Source organism: Streptoalloteichus tenebrarius, from assembly GCF_024171885.1.
Classification (GTDB): Bacteria; Actinomycetota; Actinomycetes; order Mycobacteriales; family Pseudonocardiaceae; genus Streptoalloteichus; species Streptoalloteichus tenebrarius.
This window is the reverse complement of record NZ_JAMTCP010000005.1, coordinates 183583-206380: the sequence shown is the minus strand read 5'-3', so window position 1 is coordinate 206380 and position 22798 is coordinate 183583. Positions and strand designations below refer to the sequence as shown.

Annotated in this window: 23 protein-coding genes and 2 riboswitches; of the genes, 11 read left to right on the top strand and 12 right to left on the bottom strand. The window is 73.2% G+C overall.

Features of this window, described 5'->3' with window-relative positions; all coding sequences use genetic code 11:
- Positions 1-96: 96 nt before the first annotated feature.
- A riboswitch (glycine riboswitch) is annotated at positions 97-199 on the bottom strand.
- Positions 200-445: 246 nt separating this feature from the next.
- The 8 genes from LX15_RS07700 to LX15_RS07665 form a co-directional block, all read right to left on the bottom strand.
- A complete protein-coding gene (locus LX15_RS07700; RefSeq protein WP_308213424.1) occupies positions 446-1009 on the bottom strand; it encodes a MerR family transcriptional regulator in 564 nt (187 codons plus the stop codon).
- Positions 1010-1501: 492 nt separating this feature from the next.
- Entirely contained in the window at positions 1502-1978 is a 477-nt protein-coding gene (locus LX15_RS07695; protein ID WP_253668797.1) for a bifunctional nuclease family protein, read from the bottom strand.
- Between the two features lie 214 nt (positions 1979-2192).
- Positions 2193-2888 carry a transcriptional regulator FtsR gene (gene ftsR / locus LX15_RS07690; RefSeq protein WP_253668859.1) on the bottom strand — a complete coding sequence of 232 codons (696 nt, stop codon included), beginning with the start codon at positions 2886-2888 and terminating at the stop codon, positions 2193-2195.
- A 173-nt stretch (positions 2889-3061) separates the two neighbouring features.
- Entirely contained in the window at positions 3062-3529 is a 468-nt protein-coding gene (garA, locus tag LX15_RS07685) for a glycogen accumulation regulator GarA (protein ID WP_253668796.1), read from the bottom strand.
- 112 nt (positions 3530-3641) lie between these two features.
- Positions 3642-4028 carry a glycine cleavage system protein GcvH gene (gcvH, locus tag LX15_RS07680; protein WP_253668858.1) on the bottom strand — a complete coding sequence of 129 codons (387 nt, stop codon included), beginning with the start codon at positions 4026-4028 and terminating at the stop codon, positions 3642-3644.
- Between the two features lie 17 nt (positions 4029-4045).
- Entirely contained in the window at positions 4046-4819 is a 774-nt protein-coding gene (locus LX15_RS07675) for a DUF881 domain-containing protein (RefSeq protein ID WP_253668795.1), read from the bottom strand.
- A gap of 5 nt (positions 4820-4824) precedes the next feature.
- Positions 4825-5181: a small basic family protein gene (locus LX15_RS07670; RefSeq protein WP_253668794.1), complete on the bottom strand. Its 357-nt coding sequence runs from the start codon at positions 5179-5181 to the stop codon at positions 4825-4827.
- Complete coding sequence (locus LX15_RS07665; RefSeq protein ID WP_253668793.1) at positions 5178-6455, bottom strand: DUF881 domain-containing protein; 1278 nt, start codon at positions 6453-6455, stop codon at positions 5178-5180. The genes LX15_RS07670 and LX15_RS07665 overlap by 4 nt, the downstream gene beginning before the upstream one ends.
- 75 nt (positions 6456-6530) lie before the next feature.
- Between LX15_RS07665 and LX15_RS07660 the strand changes: the two genes are divergently transcribed.
- Positions 6531-7400, top strand: coding sequence for a hypothetical protein (locus tag LX15_RS07660; RefSeq protein ID WP_253668792.1), 870 nt, complete (start codon positions 6531-6533; stop codon positions 7398-7400).
- 535 nt (positions 7401-7935) lie between these two features.
- Here the strand turns inward: LX15_RS07660 and clsA are convergent.
- From clsA to LX15_RS07640, 4 genes are all read right to left on the bottom strand, one after another.
- Positions 7936-8538, bottom strand: a complete 603-nt coding sequence (clsA, locus tag LX15_RS07655; protein ID WP_253668857.1) for a cardiolipin synthase ClsA — start codon at positions 8536-8538, stop codon at positions 7936-7938.
- A gap of 513 nt (positions 8539-9051) precedes the next feature.
- A complete protein-coding gene (locus LX15_RS07650) occupies positions 9052-9294 on the bottom strand; it encodes a hypothetical protein (RefSeq protein WP_253668791.1) in 243 nt (80 codons plus the stop codon).
- 215 nt (positions 9295-9509) lie between these two features.
- Entirely contained in the window at positions 9510-10271 is a 762-nt protein-coding gene (locus LX15_RS07645) for a DUF6319 family protein (RefSeq protein WP_253668790.1), read from the bottom strand.
- Between the two features lie 145 nt (positions 10272-10416).
- Positions 10417-10677 carry a hypothetical protein gene (locus tag LX15_RS07640; protein WP_253668789.1) on the bottom strand — a complete coding sequence of 87 codons (261 nt, stop codon included), beginning with the start codon at positions 10675-10677 and terminating at the stop codon, positions 10417-10419.
- Between the two features lie 961 nt (positions 10678-11638).
- Here LX15_RS07640 and LX15_RS07635 point away from each other — a divergent pair.
- The 10 genes from LX15_RS07635 (at position 11639) to LX15_RS07590 (ending at position 22614) form a co-directional block, all read left to right on the top strand.
- Positions 11639-12406, top strand: coding sequence for a hypothetical protein (locus LX15_RS07635; RefSeq protein WP_253668788.1), 768 nt, complete (start codon positions 11639-11641; stop codon positions 12404-12406).
- 80 nt (positions 12407-12486) lie between these two features.
- The gene (locus LX15_RS07630; RefSeq protein ID WP_253668787.1) at positions 12487-13266 is read left to right on the top strand and encodes a class I SAM-dependent methyltransferase; all 780 of its coding nucleotides are present in this window, start codon (positions 12487-12489) and stop codon (positions 13264-13266) included.
- Positions 13267-13432: 166 nt separating this feature from the next.
- A riboswitch (cobalamin riboswitch) is annotated at positions 13433-13552 on the top strand.
- Positions 13553-13696: 144 nt separating this feature from the next.
- Positions 13697-14812, top strand: coding sequence for a FecCD family ABC transporter permease (locus LX15_RS07625; protein WP_253668786.1), 1116 nt, complete (start codon positions 13697-13699; stop codon positions 14810-14812).
- Positions 14812-15594 carry a heme ABC transporter ATP-binding protein gene (locus tag LX15_RS07620; protein ID WP_253668785.1) on the top strand — a complete coding sequence of 261 codons (783 nt, stop codon included), beginning with the start codon at positions 14812-14814 and terminating at the stop codon, positions 15592-15594. The genes LX15_RS07625 and LX15_RS07620 overlap by 1 nt, the downstream gene beginning before the upstream one ends.
- Before the next feature lie 11 nt (positions 15595-15605).
- Positions 15606-16625: an ABC transporter substrate-binding protein gene (locus LX15_RS07615; RefSeq protein WP_253668784.1), complete on the top strand. Its 1020-nt coding sequence runs from the start codon at positions 15606-15608 to the stop codon at positions 16623-16625.
- A gap of 308 nt (positions 16626-16933) precedes the next feature.
- On the top strand, positions 16934-17869 hold the full coding sequence (locus LX15_RS07610; protein ID WP_253668783.1) for a GHMP family kinase ATP-binding protein: 936 nt from the start codon (positions 16934-16936) through the stop codon (positions 17867-17869).
- Complete coding sequence (locus tag LX15_RS07605) at positions 17862-18941, top strand: pyridoxal-phosphate dependent enzyme (RefSeq protein ID WP_253668782.1); 1080 nt, start codon at positions 17862-17864, stop codon at positions 18939-18941. Before LX15_RS07610 ends, LX15_RS07605 begins: the two co-directional genes overlap by 8 nt.
- Positions 18938-20176 carry an ATP-grasp domain-containing protein gene (locus tag LX15_RS07600; RefSeq protein ID WP_253668781.1) on the top strand — a complete coding sequence of 413 codons (1239 nt, stop codon included), beginning with the start codon at positions 18938-18940 and terminating at the stop codon, positions 20174-20176. Before LX15_RS07605 ends, LX15_RS07600 begins: the two co-directional genes overlap by 4 nt.
- Positions 20169-21407, top strand: coding sequence for an ATP-grasp domain-containing protein (locus LX15_RS07595; RefSeq protein ID WP_253668780.1), 1239 nt, complete (start codon positions 20169-20171; stop codon positions 21405-21407). The genes LX15_RS07600 and LX15_RS07595 overlap by 8 nt, the downstream gene beginning before the upstream one ends.
- Positions 21376-22614: an MFS transporter gene (locus LX15_RS07590; RefSeq protein WP_253668779.1), complete on the top strand. Its 1239-nt coding sequence runs from the start codon at positions 21376-21378 to the stop codon at positions 22612-22614. The genes LX15_RS07595 and LX15_RS07590 overlap by 32 nt, the downstream gene beginning before the upstream one ends.
- Positions 22615-22798: the final 184 nt, after the last annotated feature.

Genomic DNA, 22798 nt, shown 5'->3' with positions numbered 1-22798 from the left:
CGCCTGAGAGCTTCACCCGGGCGCGCCGGGCTTGCACCGTCGGCGGGGCCGGGCTGGTCGGCGCACCGACCCGCACGGCCCACTTTCCAGAGGCATCTCGCCCACGCGGTCCTGGTTGCCTGAGAGGTTCCGGGGAGGAGTTGCTCCTTCGGCGCCGCCGCCGAACACGCTCGGCGACGGTCTCTCCCGCATGGGGTCAGCGACTACACCCGCGCAGAGTACCCCGTCCGTGCTGGAGAACGGATCAGTCGGCCGGCGTCGGAACGCTGGAGGCCGGACCGGCGTCCGCGACCACCCGCATCCGGGCCGGGGCGCCCGTCCGGATGCCGGACGCGGACCGAAGGGACGGGACTCGGTGGAACTCGTTCGGGGAGGGAGCCGGTGCCCGGCCGACGCGGCCGGAGGCAGGTGTCGGCCCGTCGGGCGGCCGAGCCGGGGGGCGGGGTCAGCCGGTGCGGCGGGTGCGCCGCCGCCGGGACAGCTCGTCCTCGGTGCGGGGCTCGATCTCCACGCCGTCGGCCCGCTCGGCGGGGAACTCGTGGATGGTGCCGCTGATCTCGCGCATGGCCCCGCTGACCGCGATGCCGAACACGCCCTGCCCGCCCTGGAGCAGGTCGACGACCTCCTCCGGCGAGGTGCACTCGTAGACCGTCGTGCCGTCGCTGAACAACGTGATCCTGGCGAGGTCGTGCACGCCCCTGCGGCGCAGGTGGTCCACGGCGACCCGGATGTTCTGCAACGAGACCCCGGTGTCCAGCAGGCGCTTGACGACCTTGAGCACCAGGATGTCCTTGAAGGAGTACAGCCGTTGGCTCCCCGAGCCCGACGCGCTCCTTATCGACGGGAGCACCAGTCCGGTCCTGGCCCAGTAGTCCAGTTGCCGGTAGGTGATGCCGGCGATCTGACAGGCCGCCGGGCCCCGGTAGCCGACCAGCTCGTCCGGCAGCGAGGCGTCCGGGAACAACTCGCCCTGCTCGGCGCCGTCCCGGTAGGGCGCTTCCTCGACCACGCCTGCCTCCCCTCGCGGCCTCGTCGGCCGACGACCGCGGCTGCGCGTTCCGGACCGGACGCGTCACCACCGCCAGAACCCGCGGTGCGGTGGAATCACACCGGCGGGATTCGCTCGACTCGACGGTAAGACCGGGGGTCCGACCGGTCAACGCGACGCGCGGGCGCCCGCGAACATCAATCTCAACTTGAGGGTTAAGGTCAACTCACAGCGTGTGCGCGCTGCTCCGGTTCACCCACGTCGCCCTGCGAGGATCGGGCGATCAAGGGCCACGGACCGCGCACGTCCCGGGCATCGAATCCTTCGATCCAGCGATCTCCCCCGTCAGGCAGGCGACGCGGCTTGGCATGCCCGAACCGGGGACACTCCCGTCCCCGGGAGACTCCGGGAGACCCCGTCGAGCGGCGCCCCGCCAGGCCGGAGAACAGCGACGGCGCCCTCCCCGGGGGAGGGCGCCGTCACGCGGGTCGTGAGGGGGCGGCCGGGCGCCGGTCAGGTGTCGGCGCCGCGGAAGTCCTCCGGCGAGACCGAGTCCAGGAACTCCCGGAACTTCTCGACCTCGTCCTCCTGCTCGTCCGGGATGACGAGGCCGGCCTCGGCGAGCACCGACTCCTCGGCGTGGATGGGCACGCCGGCCCGCAGCGCCAGGGCCACCGAGTCGCTGGGGCGCGCGGACACCCGGACGTCCCCGTCGAAGACCAGCTCCGCGAAGAACGTGCCCTCCTGGAGGTCGGTGATGCGCACCTGCTGCAACTGCCGACCCAGCGCGCCGATGACGTCCTTGAGCAGGTCGTGGGTCAGCGGCCGGGACGGCCGGACCCCCTGCTGCTCCAGGGCGATCGCGCTGGCCTCCATGGTGCCGATCCAGATCGGCAGGTAGCGGTCACCCTCCGACTCGCGCAGCAACAGGATCGGCTGGTTGGCGGGCAGCTCCACCCGCACGCCGACGACGCGCATCTCGCTGCTCATCGGTCTCGCCTCCTCCACCGCGCTAGCCGTGTCCCGACAGGTCGCGTCCCGGTGTGAGGACGAGGATCGCGTACCGTCCCCTACGACGCTACCCGTCCGGGGCGTCCAGCGCTGCCCTTCGCCTGTTCGGCTGCAATCTGGTTACCCAGTCGTCACCGGATAACCCCAACTGGCCAACCCTCACCCGTGTGAACTGTCCACCAGGTGAGAACAGTCAGCCACCAATGGCCCCGCGCAGTCCCGTCTTCACGAGCAGGGTGTGCAGGGCCACCGACAGGGCCGCCAGCTCCCGCACGACCTCCTCGGCACGCGCCCGCGCGTCCGGGTCGCGCTGCCGCGCCAGCGGCGTGACGATCTGCGCCAGCAGCCCCACCTCGCGGTCGGCCGCCGCGCGGTAGGCCCGCAGGTGCCTCGGCTCGATACCGAAGGCGGTCATCGCCCTGACGGTCCTGGCCACGGCGGCGGCGTCGCCGTCGTAGAACCCCGACGCCCCCGGCCGGACCAGGCCGTACTGCTCCAGCTCGGAGAGCAGCCCCTCGTCGACACCGGAGTCGGCGAGCAGCTCCTCCCTGGTCAGCCGGACCTCGCCGGAGCAGGAGAAGGAGTCGGGGCCGGGCAGCCCCTCCACGGCCACCAGCCCGCGCGGCGGCCGGGGGGACGGGCCGCCCGGCCGCACGCCTCGGTCGAGGGCGTCGAGCTGCTCCTTGATCACCTTCAGCGGGAGGTAGTGGTCGCGCTGGGCGGCCAGCACGAACCGGAGCCGCTCGACGTCGGCCGGGGAGAACTGCCGGTAGCCGGACGGGGTGCGCGCGGGGTGGACCAGCCCCTCTGACTCCAGGAAACGGATCTTCGAGATGGTCACCTCGGGGAAGTCGGGTCGGAGCTGCGCCAGCACCGCCCCGATGCTCATCCCCCCGCGCTGGGTGTGCGCGGCCCCCGCGCCGGCGCCGTGCGGACCGCCCACACCGCCGCCGTGCGGGACACCCGCGCCGCCGTTGTGCGGGACACCCGCGCCAGCGCCGTGCGGGACACCCGCGCCGCCGTTGTGCGGGACACCCGCTCCCGAGGCCCGTCCGGCCGCGGTCACTGCGCCCCCTGACCCCCGTTGCCCGGGCCGGTCAGGAACACCAGGCGGAACTTGCCGATCTGCACCTCGTCGCCGTTGCCCAGCACCGCGGTGTCCACCGGCTCGCGGTTGACGTAGGTGCCGTTGAGGCTGCCCACGTCGACCACCACGAAGTCGCCGCCCTCGCGGCGGAACTCCGCGTGCCGCCGGGAGACGGTGACGTCGTCGAGGAAGATGTCGCTGTCGGGGTGCCGGCCCGCGCTGGTGGTGTCCCTGTCGAGCAGGAACCGGGAGCCGGCGTTGGGGCCGCGCTTGACCACCAGGAGCGCCGAGCCGGCGGGCAGCGCGTCGACACCGGAGACCGTGGTGGTCTCGGGCTCGGGCGCGGCGGTGCCCTCGACGTCGGCGAGGAAGTCGGCCCGGAAGACGGAGGTGCTCTCCGCCGCCTTCTCCGGCGGGACGCCGGGCCCGTCGTTCGTGCTCACCTGAGCTCTCCTCCTGAAGGTTGCCGCGATGTTTCCCAACGTACCGCGCCGCTCACGGCGCGTTCGCCCCGACTCCCGCTTCTTCCGGGAGCCGAAACCGAAGATCATCGCCTCAGACCTCGCCGATCTTCTCGCGGTAGCCGGCCGCGTCGAGCAGCCCGTCCACCGAGGCCGGGTCGGAGATCCGGAGCTCCACCAGCCAGCCGTCACCGTACGGGTCACCGTTGATCGTCTCCGGGGCCGTCACCACGGCCTCGTTGACCGCCACGACCTCGCCGGCGAGCGGGGCGTAGATGTCGGAGACGCTCTTGGTGGACTCCACCTCGCCCACGGAGTCCCCCTCGGCGACCTGCCGGCCGACCTCGGGGAGCTGCACGAAGACGACGTCGCCGAGTTGGCGCTGGGCGTAGTCGGTGATGCCCACCCGCACGGTGTCATCACCCGCCCGCGCAACCCATTCGTGCTGCTCGGTGTACCTCAGCTCCTCAGGAACCACCAGCGGTTACTCCTCACTCCTCAACCGGTCGGCCGAGCGTATTTGTGCGTTCGGACGGGTCGCAAGGCGCTGATCTCCACCCGGTCCGCCTGCCGGAGCTCCACCCTGCCCCCCGAGCGCTCCACGGTGTCGACCACCCCTCCCGGGATGTTCAACGCCGCGGCCAGCGTCGGCGGGTCGCCGATGGCCAGCAGCGAGTAGGGCGCGCGCAACGGGACCCCGTCCAGCCGCACGTCGCCGGCGGCGCCCGTGAAGGCCGAGTCGACTCCCACCCGGACCTCCCCGACCTGCACCGCCTCCGCCCCCGCCGCGCGCAGTTCCTGCAACGCGTCCAGCAGCACTTCGGGACTGATCTTGCCAGCCGGGTCCGTCAGTCCGATGCGCACCCCCGGCCCCGCCGCCGGCACGGTGCCCGACAGGACCCCCAGGGCGGCTGCCCTGCGCTGGGCCTCCTCCCGCGCGGCGGCCGCCCTGTCCCCCGTCGCCCGCAGCCGGCTGAGCGTCTCCTCGGAGTCGGCGATCTCCTTGCGCAGCGCGGCCTCCCGCTGCTGGAGGCCGTCGAGCAGCACCACGAGGTCCTGCGGCCGCTGCTCGGCCAGCGTGTCGCCGGCCCTGGTCCTGCGCGCCTGCGTGACCAGGGCGACGCCCAGCGCCAGGCACAGCACGCCGATGAGGACCCCGGACAGCACCGGGTGCGCACGCAGACCCGTGGGGCGGGCCTCGGCGAACCGGTTCGGGTCGAGGTGGTGCCGGCCCCTCGGGGCGCGGCGCTTCGCGCGGAACAACGGGGACATGGTTCTCACGCCTTGAACAGGTGACGCCGGATCGCGGCGGCGTTGCTGAAGATCCGGATGCCGAGCACCACGACCACCGCCGTGGAAAGCTGCGCGCCCACGCCGAGCGCGTCGCCGAGCAGCACGATGAGCGCGGCGACCAGCACGTTGGAGACGAACGAGACGACGAAGACCTTGGCGTCGAACCGACCGTCCAGCATGGCGTGCACGCCGCCGAACACCGCGTCCAGCGCGGCGACGACGGCGATCGGCAGGTAGGGCTGGACCCACGGCGGGACGGTCGGGTCCAACCACAGGCCGAGCCCGACGCCCACGACGAGCGCGAGCAGGCCGATCACGGGGCCGAGCAGCGGGGTCCTCACCGCGGTCCCTCCTGGCTGGGTGATGGGGCGGGGCCACTCCCCGGGGTGGCGACCCTGGGCTGTCCTGGGTTGGCCGCGGCCAGGTGCAGCGAGTCGACCCGCTGCACGGTGAAGCGCGTGCCGTAGAGCTGGGTGAAGGCCATGAACCGGCCGTAGCCGTCGGTGTTGACGAACCGGGTCTGGAGGTCCTCCGGCGGCCCGATCGCCTCCAGCACGTAGGGGTGCCGGATGGGGCGGTTGTCGACCAGGATCGCGCCGCCGGCCTGGCGCACGGTCGCCCTCGGTTGCAGGCGCACCCCGCCGACCGCCACGGCCTCCGCCCCGGAGGCCCACAGCGAGTTGACCAGGACCTGGAGGTCGCGGTCGAGCACGCTCTGCCGGTGGGAGCCGCCCTGGCCCTGAGCCTCCTCCACGGTGATCCGCAGGCCCGGGCCGGTCACCGGAACGGCCGCGGCGGCGCGTTCGAGCTCGCCGAGCCGGTCGAGGGCCGCCCTGCCGTCGGCGTCGCCGGCCAGCGCGGCCTCGCGAGCCCGGTCGACCTCCCTGGCGAGCGCGCCCGCGCGACGCGCCAGCTCGTCGGTGTCGCCGCGCGCGGTCCGCACGTCGTCGGCGAGGCTGCGCTGCGCCTCCTCGGAGCCGGGCTGCCGGTCGGCGGCGTCGAGCGCGGCCACGGCGAAGAGCACGCCCACGAGGACGGTGCCGACGACGAGCCACACCCACTGCGCGGGGCCGCGCGCCGGGCGGTTCCCCCGGCGTCGCGCCGCCTCCTCGTACGCGGGGTCGAGCCGCTGCACGAACAGGCCGCGCAGCAGGGAGGCGGCGAAGTCCATCGGACGGGCGGGTGGCGGACCGGTGGGCGAGGGCGGTTCCGGCCAGGCCGGGTTCGTCTCGCGCCAGACCGGAGCGGTGTCCTCGACAGCGGTCTTCGTGACGGTGGCGGCGCCCTCGACGACGGTGTCCCTGACCTCCGCCTTCCGGGCATCGCCCGACTCACCAACGGTGCTCTCGGCAGCCCTGGACCGCGTGGGCGGCAGAACCGGCCGCGACACCACCGGCGTCTGGGGCACAGCGGGCACACCCGCCGCTTCGGGAGCCGCAGCCTCCACGGACGCGGCCTCGTCAGGATGCTCGCCGCCGTAGCCGGCGTGATCATCCTCGGCGCGGTCATCCGCGGCGGTGGTGTCCCTGACCTCCGCCTTCTGGACAGCGGCCGACTCACCAGCGGTGCCCTCAGCAGCCGTGGACCGCGTGGGCGGCAGAACCGGCCGCGACACCACCGGCGATTCGGGCACAGCAGGCACAGCCGCCGCTTCGGGAGCCGCAGCCTCCACGGACGCGGCCTCGTCAGGATGCTCGCCGCCGTAGCCGGCGTGATCAACCTCGGCGCGGTCGTCCGCAGCGGTGGTGTCCCTGACCTCCGCCTTCCGGGCATCGCCCGACTCACCAGCCGTACTCTCGGCGGGCCTGGACCGCGTCGGCCGCAGAACCGGGGTTTCGGGCACAGCCGCCGCTTCGGGGGCCGCAGCCTCCACGGACGCGGCGCCACCTTCTGGACGGACCTCGACGGCGCCAGGGCGCTCGTCGCCGCTCCCGGCGTGATCATCCTCGACGGTGGTATCCCTGACGCCCGCCTTCCGGGCATCACCCGACTCACCAACAGTGCCCTCAGCAGCCCTGGACCGCGTCGGCGACAGAACCGGCCGCGACACCGCCGGTGTCTGGGGCACAGCGGGCACAGCCGCCGTATCGGGAGCCACGACCTCTGCCGACCCGGCACCACCTTCTGGACGGACCTCGACACCGCCAGTGCTCTCTTCTTTGTCGCCGTCCCCGGCGTGATCATCCTCGGCGGTGGTGTCCCTGACCTCCGCCTTCTGGGCATCGCCCGACTCACCAACGGTGCTCTCGGCAGCCCTGGACCGCGTCGGCCGCAGAACCGGGGTTTCGGGCACAGCCGCCGCTTCGGGGGCCACGGCCTCTGCTGCCCCAGCGCCACCTTCTGGACGGACCTCGACACCGCCAGGGCGCTCGTCGCCGCCCCCGGCGTGATCATCCTCGACGGCGGTGTCCCTGACCTCCGCCTTCCGGGCATCGCCCGACTCACCAACGGTGCTCTCGGCAGCCCTGGACCGCGTCGGCGACAGAACCGGCCGCGACACCACCGGCGTCTGGGGCACAGCGGGCACAGCCGCCGTATCGGGGGCCACGGCCTCTGCTGACCCGGCGCCACCTTCTGGGCGAACCTCGACACCGCCAGGGCGCTCGCCGTCGCTGTCGCCGGCGTGATCATCCGCGGCGGTGGTGTCCCTGACCTCCGCCTTCTGGGCATCGCCCGACTCACCAGCGGTGCCCTCAGCAGCCGTGGACCGCGTGGGCGGCAGAACTGGCCGCGACACCACCGGCGATTCGGGCACAGCGGGCACAACCGCCGTATCAGGAGCCACGACCTCTGCTGACCCGGCGCCACCTTCTGGGCGAACCTCGACGCCGCCAGGGCGCTCGCCGTAGCCGGCGTGATCATCCGCGGCGCGGTCGTCCCCGGTGTGGTCGTCGGCGGCGGCGCGGTCTCCCGCGGAGTCCTGACCGCTGCCGCTCGCCGGGGCGGTGGGCTTCTCCGCCGCGCGCCGCTCGTCCTCGGATCCCCGCCGCCCGGCGGCGTCACCCGGCCGTTCGTCGCGCGGTCCGGTCCCGTGCCCGCCGTCCGACGGGTGCCCGTCCCTGGCGCCCTCCGCCCGCTCGTCGAAGGTCCGGTCGTCAGGCACCAGCCGCCCCGACGGTGCGCGTCCCGGCCTCCCGCAGCCCCATCACCACCTGGACCACGTAGAGCAGACCGGACCAGAGGAACAACGCTCCGCCCCAGGTGACGAAGGCGTAGGCGAACGGCTGCGCGATCGCGGACGCCGTCGAGTCGCCCTGGGCCAGCAGCAGCAACGGGAACCCGTACATCAGGTTCAGGGTGGCGGCCTTGCCGATGTAGTTCACCTCGGGCGGGGCGTAACCGGCCCGCCGCACCAGCAGCAGGGAGACGGACACGGCCACGTCCCGCAGGACCAGGGCCGCGACCACCCACCAGGGCAGGATCTCGCGCATCAGGAAGGCGAACAGGGTGGCCAGGGTGTAGAGCCGGTCGACGGCCGGGTCGAGCAACGCCCCCAGCCGGCTGTACTGGTTGAGCAGTCGGGCCAGCTTGCCGTCGAGCCAGTCGGTCAGGCCGCTGACCACCAGCACCACCAGCGCCAGCACGTCCGCCTTCGGGCCGAGCAGCAGCCACAGGAAGAGGGGGACGCCGGCCAGGCGCAGGAAGCTCAGCAGGTTGGGCACGGTGAGGACGCGGTCCCGCGCGACCTCGGCGACGATCCCGTTCGGCTGGTCCGCCCGACCGAGCTGGTCGGGGCGCTGCACCGGACCCTGCACCACCGTGAATCCCCTCCGGTCACCGGACGCCGCGACGCGGCGCGGGGCGGCCTGCCTCCCGCCGTCCCTTGTGGACAAGCCTGCCACACGGGTGCGGGCGTGGGGATCGTCGGTGCGCGCCGAACCGCCCCGGCCCGGGGTTCTTGGGCGGGGCGGGGCCGGGGTCGTGCGGGGCTCGCGGCGGTGGCCGCGCGGTGGAGCCGCGCCGGGCGACGCCCGACGTCGCTCCCGTCATGACCGCTCAGGGCGCCCAGGCCGCTCATGACCGAGGGATCAGGGGATCACGGGGGCCTCAGCGGGCCGCCGCGCAAAACGGCGATCAATGGTCGCGCGCGCCGGTCGACAACGGAATCGACAGCGGCGGCCGGGGGATTTCCGGGAAACGAAAGAAAGGTGACGCGGGAGCGGGGGAAACGGCGGCGGGCGGGGAGGGGTCCCGCGCCCGCCGCCGGTCCCTCAGGCCTGGGTGCGGCTCCAGCCGCGGCGGAGCAGGTCGGCGTCGGTCAGGCTGAGCGGGCGGCCCCTGTCGTCGAGGCCGACCCACCGGGTCCGACCCTCGTTCCCCTCGCGGACGTAGGGATGGCCGCAGCTCCAGACCACACTGAACGGGGCGGTGGGCAGCGGGGACGGCTCTGTCCCCCCGGGTTTCGCCGCTGACGCCGTGTCCTCGCCGACCACCGCGGCTGTCTCAACGCTCATCTCTGACTGGCACCTCCATCACGGGTGTCGGACCGCACACTCACTCCGTTAGCCGACACCTGACGGATTCTGCGGCCGGAAGGCGGGCGCCGCCGAGAGATCTGTCGAAATCCGCGCCCACCGGTACGCCTGCCGCGCCGAGTTGCGTCAGGACGACCCGGAGCGCCGATCGGCGACGCCGAAGTGCTTTCCGACGCACCCGCCCGCCGTCCCGCTCACTCCGCGAGTTCGGCGAGCATCCGCCTGGCCGCCTCCAGCTCGGCCTGCAACTGCTCCACCCTGGCCCGCTGCCGCTCCCGCGCGGCCTCCAGCACCGTCTCGATGGCCGAGGAGACCTCGGGGTGCAGCGCCCTGGCGGCCTGGGCGACGGCGCCGGGGCCGACCGAGAGCCCGCGCACGGCGCGCTTCTTGCCGGTGACCACCTCGACCGTCCACTCCCCCTCCGACGTCGAGGTCAGCGTCACGACGACCGCCGGCGGCTCGGCCGGCTTCCGCCCGCCCCGACGAGCGGGGGACCTGGCCGGTTCGGCGGTCGCGGACGTCGGAGCCGCCGCCGGCGCGCCGGCCGGGGCGGGCGGTGTGGTCCTGGTGGGTGCCGGTGGAGCCGTGGCGGGACGGGCGGGCGCCTCCTGGGCCGCCGGGGCCACCGCCGCCTCGACGGACGGGGCCGGGGTCGCGGCGGCGGCCACGGACGCCGCGGCCCGCCCGCCCCTGGGGCCGGCCGCCTTCTTCTTCCGCTCCGGTTTGGTCATGGTCACCTCGGTCGCCGAGAACGACAGCACGTCCTTGGACCCGGTGGGCCGGACCTGGATGAAGTCGCCGTCGGCCGGGTCGCCGAGGTCGACGACCCGGCCGGACCGGCCCGCCTCCACGCCGACCGCGGCCGAGGTGAACCACACCGTCGGCTGCTGACCAGCCCCCAGCTCCGCGCGAAGCTGGTCCAGTTCCTCCTGCGACAGGGGACGGGGTCGGGGCATGGCGAACTCCTCGGCACGATCGTGATCAACGACGGCGTGCAGCCTGCCGCATCGCACCGACAGCCCACGAGCCCACCACCGCGAGCGCCCCCGACCCGTGCCGGGCGGCCCGGTCCCCGGCTCGCCCCCAGGCTCACTCCCACGCTCACCCCTCGGCGAGCGCCTCCCTGCCCGGCGCGGTGATCTCGGCGGGCACGAGCTGCCCGACCGGGGCCGACCGCACCGGCCGGATCAGCCCGGACCGCACGAGGTCGTTGGCGGCGGTGTGGTCGCACCAGAAGCCGTCCACGCGCAGGTCGGGGGCGCAGCTACAGGTCACCTCCGCGCGCCCGTCGGCCACGGCGCGCAGCAGGGCCAGGTGGCGACGGTTCAGCCGACTCCGGGTGACGTGACTCTGGCGGGACATCGTGACCAGCTCCTTCACGACCGGCGGACACCAGGTGAGGAGCGGCTCTGCCGGCCCGGGGTACCCCGTGGGCGATTCACCACCCGATCGGCGGGTTCGTTGCCCATCGTTGATCCAGGTCAGGCGCCGGGCAAGTCGGATCGGCCCGGTTGGCCCGACCCGGGCACGCCGGGCACGGCCAGCGCCGCCGCATGCCGGCGGCAGGGCTGGCGGGCCCGTCGGATCGGGAGGGCGGGGAGCCGGTGGACTCCATCGACTCGGTAGGCGTCGACCCGGTAGGCGCCGATTCGGCGTCGGCTCGGTAGGCGCCGAGTTGGTAGGCACTGCCGGGCGAGACCTCGCCACGGCGCGTGCTCGTCCCAGGAGCGACGATCACGAGCGGTCGGCCACCACGTCCGTGGGGCCGACGAGGACGTGACCGCCGGGTCCTCGACTCACCGTTCGTCCACTGCCGTGAGTACCCCGCCGCGCGGCGTCCATGCATCGGCCCGTCGCGTCGGCGCATCCGCACCCGCGACGAGCCCGGCGTCGCCGTGACTGTCCCTGTCGACCCACGCCGTTCCACTGTTGACACGCCTGTCGACATGGCACTGTGCACTGTGGTCGGTTCTCCCCCGATGCCCCGTCCCGCAGGAGATGCGCCGCGCGGCGTGTGAGTCAGGACACGACGTCGATCGGGCCAAGAAGAACGACTGGCGGCGGGATCGGGTTTCCCCCAACGAAAGCGACATTGTTCACATCGAAGTTCGATCACATTCGGGTGTTGACGCCCTTCGCGCGGGGTTAGGGTCGAGCCGCCATCAGTGGCGAAGGACGTCCGTTGACGACTGACGACGGGCGACGCCACGACCGCCCACCTCGCCGTGGCGCCGGCCGCGCCGGCGGGTTCGCGACCGGGGCGGGACGCACGGTGCCGGACGGCACTGGTTCGGACCAAGCGGATCGGAACGGAGACCTCCACATGACGACGACCACGGGACCTTTCGCACCGGCGAGCGGCGCCGAGGTTCGACGGTCTCCGTTGGCCGTCCTCGCCGAGGCCGCCACCCGCGCGCTGGCCGACGGCCAGGCCGTCGCCGTGGTCCGCGGCTTCGACCGGGAGAGCCGTCGCCGCGCCCGCACCGTCCGCGACCACCTCGCCGGGCTCGGCGTGCCGTCGGTCGAGGCGACCCCCGCTCCCGATAGCTGGCCGACCCCGGCCGGGAACGCGTCCCCCGTGGGCGCCGTGGTGAACGTGGCCGGTTCCGGTTCGTGGGACGCCCACCGCATCGCCGCCCAGCTTGACGCGCCGCTGTTCGCGCTGGACGAGACCGGCGAGAACAGCGAGAACGGCGAGAACGGCGAGAACGGCACGGCCGGCCAGCCCGAGGTCGCCGAGCGCCGGCTCGACCTGATCGAGGTGCGCGGGGCGCGCGGCGACCAGGACATCGCGTTGTCGCACGTCACCCTGCTGCCCGAGGACCTCGACGACGCCGAGCTGGCGGTCATCGTGGACGGTGCGCGGCACGTGGTGCGCGGCGCGCAACTGCGCACCGGCCTGCACGAGCACCTGCTGCGGGCCAGGGTCATCGGCGGCGCCGACGAGCACGTGGCCGCCGAGCTGACCGTCGAGCCGGTCGCGGGCGTGGTCCGCCTGGTCCGCGACGGCCTCCCGGTGGACGAGCTGACCGCGCCGGTGACGCTGGTCGCCCGGCCCGAGGCGCTGACGGTCCACCTGGTCCGCGCCTGACCACCGGCTCCGGCCGATCCCCGGTCCCCGGTCGCACCGGGAGTGCTTGTTGCAACAACTATGCAGTAGGTTCTCCCGACGTGACGACCGCGACCACGGGAAGCTCCCCGTTGGAGCCGGACCTGGCGCGCGCCTGGGTGCGCCGCTGGGACCACCAGCAGGAGCGCTACATCGCGGACCGTGAGGAACGGTTCCGGATCATCGCCGACGTCGTCGAGCACGTGACGCGGGCCGACGGCGAGCCGCTCGTCCTCGACCTCGGTTGCGGGCCCGGCTCGCTGTCGGCCCGTCTGCGCGCCCGGCTCCCGCGCGCCCGGCTGCTCGGGGTGGACGCCGACCCGCTCCTGCTCGCCATGGCCCGCGCGGCCCACCCCGAGGTGGGCCGGTTCCTCGACGTCGACCTCACCTCCGCCGACTGGGCGCTGGCCCTCGGCGTGGACGGGCCGTTCGACGCGGCGGTGTCGACGACGGCGCTGCACTGGCTGCCGGAGGACGCCCTGGCCCGGCTCTACCGGGACCTGGCCGGGATGCTGCGGCCGGGTGGGGTGTTCGTCAACGGCGACCACCTCTACGACGAGCAGCCGGCGATCCGGGACCTCGCCACGACGGTCCGGCAGCGGCGGGCCGAGCGCGTCGGCGTGCTGGACAACGAGGACTGGTCGTCCTGGTGGTCGGCGGTCGCGGAGGACGACCGGCTCGCCGGGTTGCTGGCCGAGCGGGGCCGGCGCGGCCTGGTCGGCGGCGACGGCAACGGGCTCAGTTGCGCGGCGCACGTGACGTTGTTGCGCGAGGCGGGTTTCCGCGAGGTCGCGCCCGTCTGGCAGGTCGGGGACGACTTCGTGCTCGCCGCCGTGCGCTGAGAACCGCCGCGCCAGCGCCGAACCACCAGGGGACCGTGGGTCCCCTGGTGACCTCCGGCGTCCACTGGGGACGGTCCACCGGCGGGATTTCCCCGTCGCTGTCCCCTTTTTCCACCACAAGCGTGTTCCGCCGCCGCCCTCCCGGGGGTAGCGTGCACGCGAACCACCAACTCCATTCCGTGCCCGTGGGGGAAGACCGGTCGAAGTCCGGCGCTGACCCGCAACGGTGGGTCGCACGAGCGGTCGTGCGACGAGCCCGAACACCCGCGCGCACGTGTCGCTCCACCACCCGTCGAGGTCCGCGGGACGGAGCCCCGGGACGGCCAGCGTCCCGCGACGCCGCACGGCCGAGCCGTCCGCGTGGCGCGCGCGGCGTGGGACGGGCGAACCGAGGGCGGCCCGCCGGCCCGTTCCCCGGAAGGTCCACCGCATGGCGTCACCGCCCCTGGCCTCCTCGCCGCGGCGCGAGGGACTCGCCCCGTCCGGAGCCGGCTCGTCGGAGCCGCTCCCCCGCCGGCGTCCCGTCCTGCCCCTGGTCCTCGCCCTGGTCGTGCTGCTGGTCGGCTCGGTGGTGTGCGGCGTGGCCCTCGGCGCGGTCAGCGTGCCGTTCCCCGACGTGCTGCGGTTCCTCCGGGCCGCCCTCACCGGCGGGGTCATCGAGCCGGCCGACGTGCCGCAGTACCAGATCGTCTGGCAGATCCGGCTGCCCAGGGTGCTGCTGGCGGTGGTGGTCGGCGCGGGCCTGAGCGCGGTCGGGGTGGCCAGCCAGGCGCTGGTCCGCAACGCGTTGGCCGACCCGTTCGTGCTCGGGGTGTCCTCGGGCGCGGCCGTCGGGGCGACCTCGGTGATCACCATGGGCGTGTTCGCCTCGTTCGGCATCCACGCCCTGTCGGTGGCCGCGTTCCTCGGCGCCCTGCTGGCCACCGGTGTCGTCTACCTGGCCGCGCGGTCGCCGAGGGGCCTGACGCCGCTGCGCCTGGTGCTCACCGGGACCGCGATGGCGCACGGCTTCACCGCGATCAGCACGATCCTGGTGTTCTTCGCCGCGCACGGCGAGGCCGCGCGGTCGGCGATGTTCTGGTCCTTCGGCAGCCTCGGCGGCGCGACGTGGCAGTCGTTGCCGGTGGCCGCCGTGGTGGTCGTGCTGGGCGTCGGTTACCTGCTCGTCTCGGCGCGGCGGCTGAACGCGCTGGCCATGGGCGACGAGACCGCGGCGACCCTCGGCGTGGACGCCACGCGGATGCGGCGGGAGCTGTTCGTGGTGTCGGCGGCGATGACCGGCGTGCTGGTGGCGGTCAGCGGCGCGGTCGGGTTCGTCGGCCTGATGCTGCCGCACCTGACGCGCATGGTGGTCGGGGCCGACCACCGCAGGGTGCTCGCGGTCGCCCCGCTGGCCGGCGGCTGCCTGCTGATCTGGGTCGACCTGGCCGCGCGGACGCTGGTCCCGCCCGAGGAGCTGCCGCTGGGCGTGCTCACCGCGGCGTTCGGCGTGCCGCTGTTCGTGGTGCTGATGCGTCGGCGCGGCTACGTGTTCGGGGGTCGGTGATGGACGTCGAGCTGGAGGACCTCTCGGTCACCGTCGCCGGCCGCCGCCTGGTCGAGGACCTGCGGATGGAGGTGCCGAGCGGGACGGTCGTCGGCCTGGTCGGCCCGAACGGCAGCGGCAAGTCCACGACCCTGCGCTGCGTCTACCGGGCGTTGCGGCCCACCGCGGGCCGGGTCCTGCTGGGCGGGGACGACGTGGTCGCGCTGAGCCCGAGGGAGGCCGCCCGCCGGCTCGGCGCGCTGACCCAGGACAGCCACGTGGAGTTCGACTTCACGGTGGCCGAGGTCGTGACCATGGGCCGCTCTCCGCACAAGAACCTGATGGACCCGGACACCGACCAGGACAGGGAGATCTGCGCGGCCGCGCTGCGCAGGGTCGGGGCGGCGCACCTGGCCGGCCGCAGCTTCCTGACGCTGTCCGGCGGCGAGCGGCAGCGCGTGCTCATCGCCAGGGCGCTCGCCCAGCAGCCGGCGGTGCTCGTGCTGGACGAGCCGACCAACCACCTCGACATCCGGCACCAGTTGGAGGTGTTGTCGCTGGTGCGGCAGGCGGGCCTGACCGTGCTGGCCGCGCTGCACGACCTCAACCTCGCGGCCGCCGCCTGCGACCGGCTCTACGTCCTGTCCGGGGGGCGGGTGGTCACCAGCGGCGCCCCCGAGGAGGTCCTCACCCCCGAGGTCGTGGCCGAGGTGTTCGGGGTGCGCGCGCACGTGGTCGCGCACCCGACCTCCGGCGCGCCCCAACTGATCTTCGACTCCCCCGTCCCACCCACCAGCTCGTGAGAGGTCCCCGCATGCCGCGACGACTCCCCCGCCGCCTGACACTGCTGACGGCCGCCGTCACCGCGCTGGCGCTCACCGCAGGGTGCGGCGCCGAGGTGCGCCAGCCCGAGCGGGCCGCCAGCGCGGACGGCTACCCCGTGACGATCGACAACTGCGGCCAGAAGGTCACCTACGACCGGGCGCCCAGCCGGGTGGTCGCCTACGACATCGGCATCATCGAGACGATGTTCGCCCTCGGGCTGCGCGACCGGCTCGCCGGCTACGTGCTCGGCAAGGACCACGATCCGGCGGACTCCCCGTGGAAGGAGGACTTCGCCAAGGCGCACCGGCTCGGCGCGGACCGGCCGAGCAAGGAGCTGGTCCTGGAGGCCAAGGCGGACTTCGTCTACGCCGGGTGGAACTACGGGTTCCGCGAGGGCAGCGGCCTGACCCCGCAGGACCTGGAGCAGGTGGGCGTGCGCAGCTACGTGCTGACCGAGTCGTGCCGCAACGGCGTCTCGGAGCGCAGCAGGGGCATCGTGCCGCCGTTGGAGGCGCTGTACACGGACCTGCGCAACCTGGGCAAGATCTTTGGTGTCTCGGACAAGGCCGAGGAGCTGGTGCGGCGGTACCAGGAGCAGGTGGCCTCGGTGGAGGCGTCCACGCCGAAGGACCGGCCCCGGCCGAAGGTCTTCGTCTACGACTCCGGCACGGACAAGCCGTTCACCACGGGCCGCTTCGCCGCGGCCCACGAGATCATCACCAGGGCCGGGGGCGACCACGTGTTCACGGACCTGCGCGACAGTTGGGTGCAGGTCGGCTGGGAATCCGTGGTGCAGGCGAACCCGGATATCATCATCATTAACGACTACGGCGGTCAGACCCCGGCGGAGAAGCAGGCATTCCTGGAGTCCTACCCGCCGTTGGCCAACGTCAACGCCGTGAAGAACAAGCGGTTCTTCACGCTGCCCTACGCCGCGTTGGTGGAGGGGCCGCGAAATCCGGCCGCGATCGGGTCCTTCGCCGAGTACCTGCGGGGGCTGCCGGGCTGAGCCGGCCGGCCCCGCCCGGGGCGGGGAAATATTCGGGAAAGATGCGCCAGGGCACGTTTCGTGCCCTGGCGCACACATATCACGATCCGTGTCCGCCCCGTTCCCACATTCGGCCTATTGACGCTCCGCGCGCCGGACAAGAGGATGTTGTCGCGACAACGAGGGGCGACCGGCCGCGCCGACGACGCGCGTGGGGGCTCCCCTTTCCCTTCTCCACCGACCACGTCGACACAATCGAAATCTGGGGGATTTCGGCCCATGGGCGCGACCTTGTCCGCCGCCTTACCAGAGGCCGGTCCGGGAGAGAGATGACCACCATTCCGTCCGTCGCCGCCGTCGCCCGTCCCAAGGTGCACTCCGGCGTGTGCCAGGGCACCCTCGGCGAACTCTTCCAGGGGCCCTTCCCACACGGGGGACGCCAGGAGATCGCCATCGTCTCCCTGCCCGTCGACCGCTTTAGCTGGGTCTACTTCACCGAGCACGGCGCGGGACCGGACCGCCCCGACGGGACGGGCGCCGGCGCCGAGGACCTCGCGGGGGCCGGCAGGACGAAGTCCCAGCGCGCCGTCGACTTCTTCCTCGCCCACCACGGGCTGCGGCTGCCGCCGGGCCGGTGGGACTTCCACACCGAGCTGACCGTCGGCGCCGGCATGGCCAGCTCCACCGCGGACGTGGTCGCCACCCTGCGCTGCCTGTTCCGCCTGTTCGACCTGGCCTACGACCAGCGACTGGTGCGGGCCGCGCTGGCCGAGATCGAGCGCGCCGACAGCGTCTTCCTCGACGAGTTCGCGCTCTACCTCAGCGGCCGGCACGAGGTGGTGCACCACTTCGGCGACAAGGTCGGCCTCTACACCTGCTACACCACCGAGGGCGGCTCGGTGGACACCGAGGACCTCGGCGAGGAGCTGCTGGCGCACTACGCGCTGCACTCCACCGCCTACCAGTACTGCCTCGACGAGCTGGTCACCGCCTTCCGGGCCGGTGACGTCGGCGCGATCGGCCGCTGCGCGACCCGCAGCGCCGAGCTGGGCCAGCTCGTCGTGCCCAAGCGGAGTTTCGACGAGGTGCGGGCCAACCAACGGGCCTTCCGCGCCGACGGGATCTTCGTCGCCCACACCGGAAGCATCATCGGCTACCTGTTCAGGGAACGCCCTGACCGGGCCAGGATGGACGATCTTTCGGCGTTCTTCCGCGAGCTCGGCCAACAGTGCCACTTCGCCCGAGGAGGCTGGCGGGATGTTTGACCACATCGCCGACGCCATCAAGATTCCCGACATCGTGCGGCTCACCGACAACGTGTTCGTCGCGCGGTTCGAGACGATGAAGGTCTACTCCGCGCTCGCCGCGGTCCGGCACTTACTGGAGACCGGGAGGGTGCGCCGCGGCGACACCCTGGTCGACAGTTCGAGCGGAATCTACGCGTACGCGCTGGCGATGGCCTGCCACAAATACGGGATGAAGTGCCACATCGTCGGGTCGACAACGGTTGACCGGACTTTGAGGACGCAACTGGAGATCCTCGGCGCGACCGTCGAGCAGGTGCGGCCGTCGGCCAGCCTGAAACTCGACCAGAAACAGCGGGTCGAGCGCATCCAGGAGATCCTGCGGGAGAGCGAGGCGAACCCCTCCCTCGGCAACGTGTACTGGATGCGGCAGTACCACAACGACATTCACTACCTCGGTTACCGCGAGTTCGCCGACATCGTGCGCCGCGAGATCGGGGTCGACGACCTCACGGTGGTGGGCGGCGTGGGCTCCGGCGCGTCGACCGGCGGCCTGGTCACCGCGCTGCGCGAGACCGACCCGGCCGTGGAGCTGGTGGGCATCCAGCCGTTCGGCAGCGTCACCTTCGGCAGCGAGCACATCGAGGACCCCGAGGTCATCATCGCCGGCATCGGCAGCTCGATCCCGTTCCGCAACGTCCGGCACGAGCTGTACGACACGATGCACTGGGTGAGCTTCGACCACGCCCGGTCGGCGAGCGTCGAGCTGCTCCGCCGGCACGCGGTCTTCGCCGGCCTGTCCACCGGCTGCTGCTACCTGGTCACGCGGTGGGAGGCGCGGCGTCGCCCCGACCGCCGGTACCTGTTCATCGCCGCCGACACCGGCCACCGGTACCTGGACCACGTCTTCGCCAGGCACGAGGACGTCCTCCCGATCGACGAGCTGGCCCCGACCAGGGTCAACTCCCTGGACGAGCTGACGTTCCCGTGGTCGGTCATGGCATGGGACCGCAGGCCGCACCGCGCGGCCGACACCGACGCCGACAGCACGGCCACCCCGCACCACCACACCCTGGAGGAGACAGTCCGGTGACGCTGGTTTCCCTGGAGGCGCTCACGTTCGGCCTCGGCCGGCTGGTCGACGCGGCCCGCGCCCGCGACCACCGGCTGCGGTTGCTCACCTGCGACCGCGGCGTCTACCGGCACGAGCTGGAGCGGCTGGCGGCCGACCCGTCGGCCCCGCTGGACGTGGTCGACGTCGACACGTTCGACACCGACGCGGTGCGGCGCGCGCTGGCCGAGGTCCCCGACCTGCGCGGGCTGATCAGCTCCACCGACACCTGGAGCCTGGTGGCGCTGGACCTGCTGGCCGAGCTGGGGCTGCCCGGCCCCGCCCCCGACGCGGTCCGGCTGGTGCGCGACAAGGCGCGGCTGCGCGACCACCTGCACCGGCACGGCCTGAGCCGGGGCGCCAGCCACGCCTTCGACCCGGCGACGACCACGGCGGCCGAGCTGGCGGCGCACGTGAGCTACCCGGCGATCGTCAAGGACACCGCCGGCACCGGCAGCCAGAACGTGTGGCTGCTCAACGGGACGGAGGACCTGGAGGACGTGCTCGCCGCCGGCAGGGCGGCACGGCTGCGCGGCGTCCTGCTCGTCGAGCCCTACTTCGTCGGCCCGCTCTACAGCGCGGAAACGCTGACCTGGGACGGCGAGACGCGGCTGCTCGGCATCTCCAGCAGGGGCCTGTCCCCCGAGCCGCTGTTCCGCGAGGAGTCGCTGTCGTTCCCGGTGGCGTTCTCCCCCGAGCGGACGGTCGAGCTGACCGACTGGATCACGAGGGTGCTGGCCGCCGTCGGCTTCGACAACGGCTTCGCGCACACCGAGTTCGTCATGACCGCGCGCGGCCCGGAGGTCGTGGAGATCAACCCGCGACTCGGTGGGGCACTGCTCGGCGAGGCGGTGTGCCGGTCGGTGGAGCACAACATCTACGACGCCTTCCTCGACCTGGCGCTGGGCCAGCGGCCCGCGCTGATGGACGCGCCGCTCAAGCCCGTCAGGGGCACCGCGCAGGTCCTGCTCTACGCCGACCGCGTGGGCGTCTTCCGTGGCGTCGAGGGGCTGGACCGGCTGGCCGGCCACCCCGGCGACCCCGCCTTCTTCCCCACGGCCGCCGTGGGGCGGCGGATCGAGCACCTGGCCGACCAGCGCGGCTCGGTGGGCATCGTGTTCGCCGAGGGCGACACCGCCGAGCTGGCCCTGCACAACGTCCTGTCCGCGGTGGGCAAGCTGCGGGTCAGGGTGGAGGAGGAGCGCCCAGGTGGCTGAGCCGCACCTGTTGGTCGTCGGCGGCTGGACCGAGATCATCGAGAAGGCGGTGGCGGCCGGGTACGCGGTCAGCTACCTCGGCCCGACCGCCGGCGGTGGCGGGCTGGACCCGGCCGTGCTGGACCGCTGCGCGTCGGTGCACGAGGTCGCGGTGGACCAGGTGACCGTGTGCCTGGCCCTGGCCAGGCGGATCCACGCCGAGCGCCCGCTCGACGCGGTGGTCTCGTTCACCGAGCTGGGGCTGGAGAGCGCCGCGGTGATCGCCGACGCGCTCGGCCTTCCCGGCCCCGAGCTGTGGCCGGTGGCGGCGACCCGGTACAAGGACTGGACGCGCAGGGCGCTGGCCGACTCCCCGTCCCTGGCCCTGCCGTGGCGCAGGGTCGCCTCCGCCGCCGACGTCGAGCGGTTCCACGCCGAGCACGGCCCGGCGATCATCGTGAAGCCGGTGGCGGGCGCGGCGAGCATGGGCGTCCGGCAGATCCGCTCCGCGGAGGAGCTGGCCGAGGCCGTGGCCACCCCGGGGTGGCTGCGGGACGGCCAGTACGTGGCCGAGAAGCTCGTCGACAGCGACGAGCTGTACAGCGTGGAGTCGCTGACGCTGCGCGGCGAGCACTCGGTGATCTCCTTCTCGTACACCAAGCTGGTCGGCTACCCGTACTCGCTGGGCAGCTACACGATGGTGCCGCCGCCCCCGGGCTTCGAGCGGGTGCGGGACGAGGTCGTCAGGACCGCGCGGGAGTTCCTGACCGCCGTCGGCATGACGTGGGGCGTCGCGCACACCGAGATCAAGGTCGGACCGGACGGCCGGCCGGGGGTGATCGAGTCGCAGACCAGGGTCGGCGGCGACCGGATCTGGCTGATGACCGAGCGGACCACGGGCGTGGGCCAGATCGACCTGGCGCTGCGGGGCCTGCTCGACCCGGAGGTCACCGCGCCGCACCTGCCGGACAGCACCTCGGTGGGGGTGTTCTTCCCGCTGCTGCCGCCGGCGGGGACGGTGCGGCGGGTCGCCGACATCGCGGAGGTGCGGCGCCTGCCCGGTGTGCTCGACGCGGACACCAGCATCAGCCAGGGCCGGGTGCTCAAGGAGATCACCGACAACACGCAGCGGGGTGGGCACGTCCTGCTCCACGCGCCCGACCACGACGCGGCGTACGCGCTCATGCGCGAGGTCTGCCGCGCCTTCTGGGTGGAGTTCGATGACGGTCGCGTCTGGCATCCCGGGTTCTGAGCGGGCGCGCCGCCCCCGGCTGCCGGCCGGGCTGCGCTTCCTGATCGCCAGCTCGTTCCTGATCCCGTTCGGCAGCTTCATGGTGCTGCCGTTCATGTCGATCTTCCTGCACCAGCGGCTGGGCATGTCGCTGGGCTGGGTCGGGTTCGTGCTCGCGGCCGCCTCGCTGATCCAGTTCTCCGGGGGCGTGGTCGGCGGCGCGGTCGCCGAGCGGCTCGGCCTCAAGCGCACGATGGTGCTCGCGCTGGTCGTGCGCACGGCGGGGTTCGCCCTGTTCCTCGCCGTGATGGCGGTGCCGGGCGCGGCGGTGCCCGCGCTGCTGCTCACCGCCTGCGGCGCGGCGCTCTACCTGCCGGCGAACAAGGCGTACATCGTCAGGAGCACCGACGAGGAACGCAAACCCCTGTTCCTGTCGGTCAGCAACTCGGCGCTCAACGCCGGCATGGCGGTGGGGCCGTTGGTGGCCGGGCTGCTCATCCTCGACGCGCCGTTGCTCGTCTTCGGTGTCACCACGGGCATCTTCGTCGTGCTGACCGTGTGCCACGTGGTCATGCTCGCCGCCGAGCCGACACCGACACCAACGCCGACACCAACGCCGGAGCCGGTGTCCGGCGGGCGGGACGGGGGCGGGGCCACGGGCGTCGCGGTGTTGGCGGAGGCGGCGAGGACGGCGCTCACCGCGCCGTTCCTGGTCAACCTGCTGACCATCTACGTCTACATGTTCTTCCAGAACTACATGGGCGTGTTCACCGCCGCGCACCACTCGCCGGAGGTCTACAGCCTGCTGTTGCTCCTCAACGCGGGCGGCGTGATCGTGCTCCAGCCGGTGGCCGCCAAGGCGATCGGGCGCCTGGCCTACCGCTGGGCGATCGGACTGTCCTTCGTGGCCTTCGGGGCCGGGATGGCGGTGGTGGCCCAGGCCGGGCTCGTGGCCCTGTTCCTCGGGACCGCCCTCGTGACGCTCGGCGAGGTCGTGCTGTTCCTGAAGAACGAGCTGGCGGCGCTGGACCGGATGCCGGACCGGCCGGCGCTGGCCTTCGGCCAACAGCGCCTCGCCGCCGGGATCGGCGCGTTCGTCAGCGGAGTGGTGGGCGGGCAGCTCTACGAGCTGGCCGAGCGTTCCGGCGGGGACCGGTGGTTCTGGATCGCCGCCGCCGCGCAGTGCGCCCTGGTCGCCCTCGTGGGCGTGGTGGTGGTCCGCCGCTGAGCGGTGCCAGCGAGGGGAGCACCACACCGGGACCACCGACCGGGGTCGGTGAGCGGGTTGGTGAGCGGGGTCGGTGAGCGGGGTCGGGGAATGGCTCAGCCCAACGGGGAGCCGGACATCGAGACGCTGGGACACGGGGACGTCAGAAGGCCGGGGGCCCGGCGGGGTGGGACGTGATCGTCCA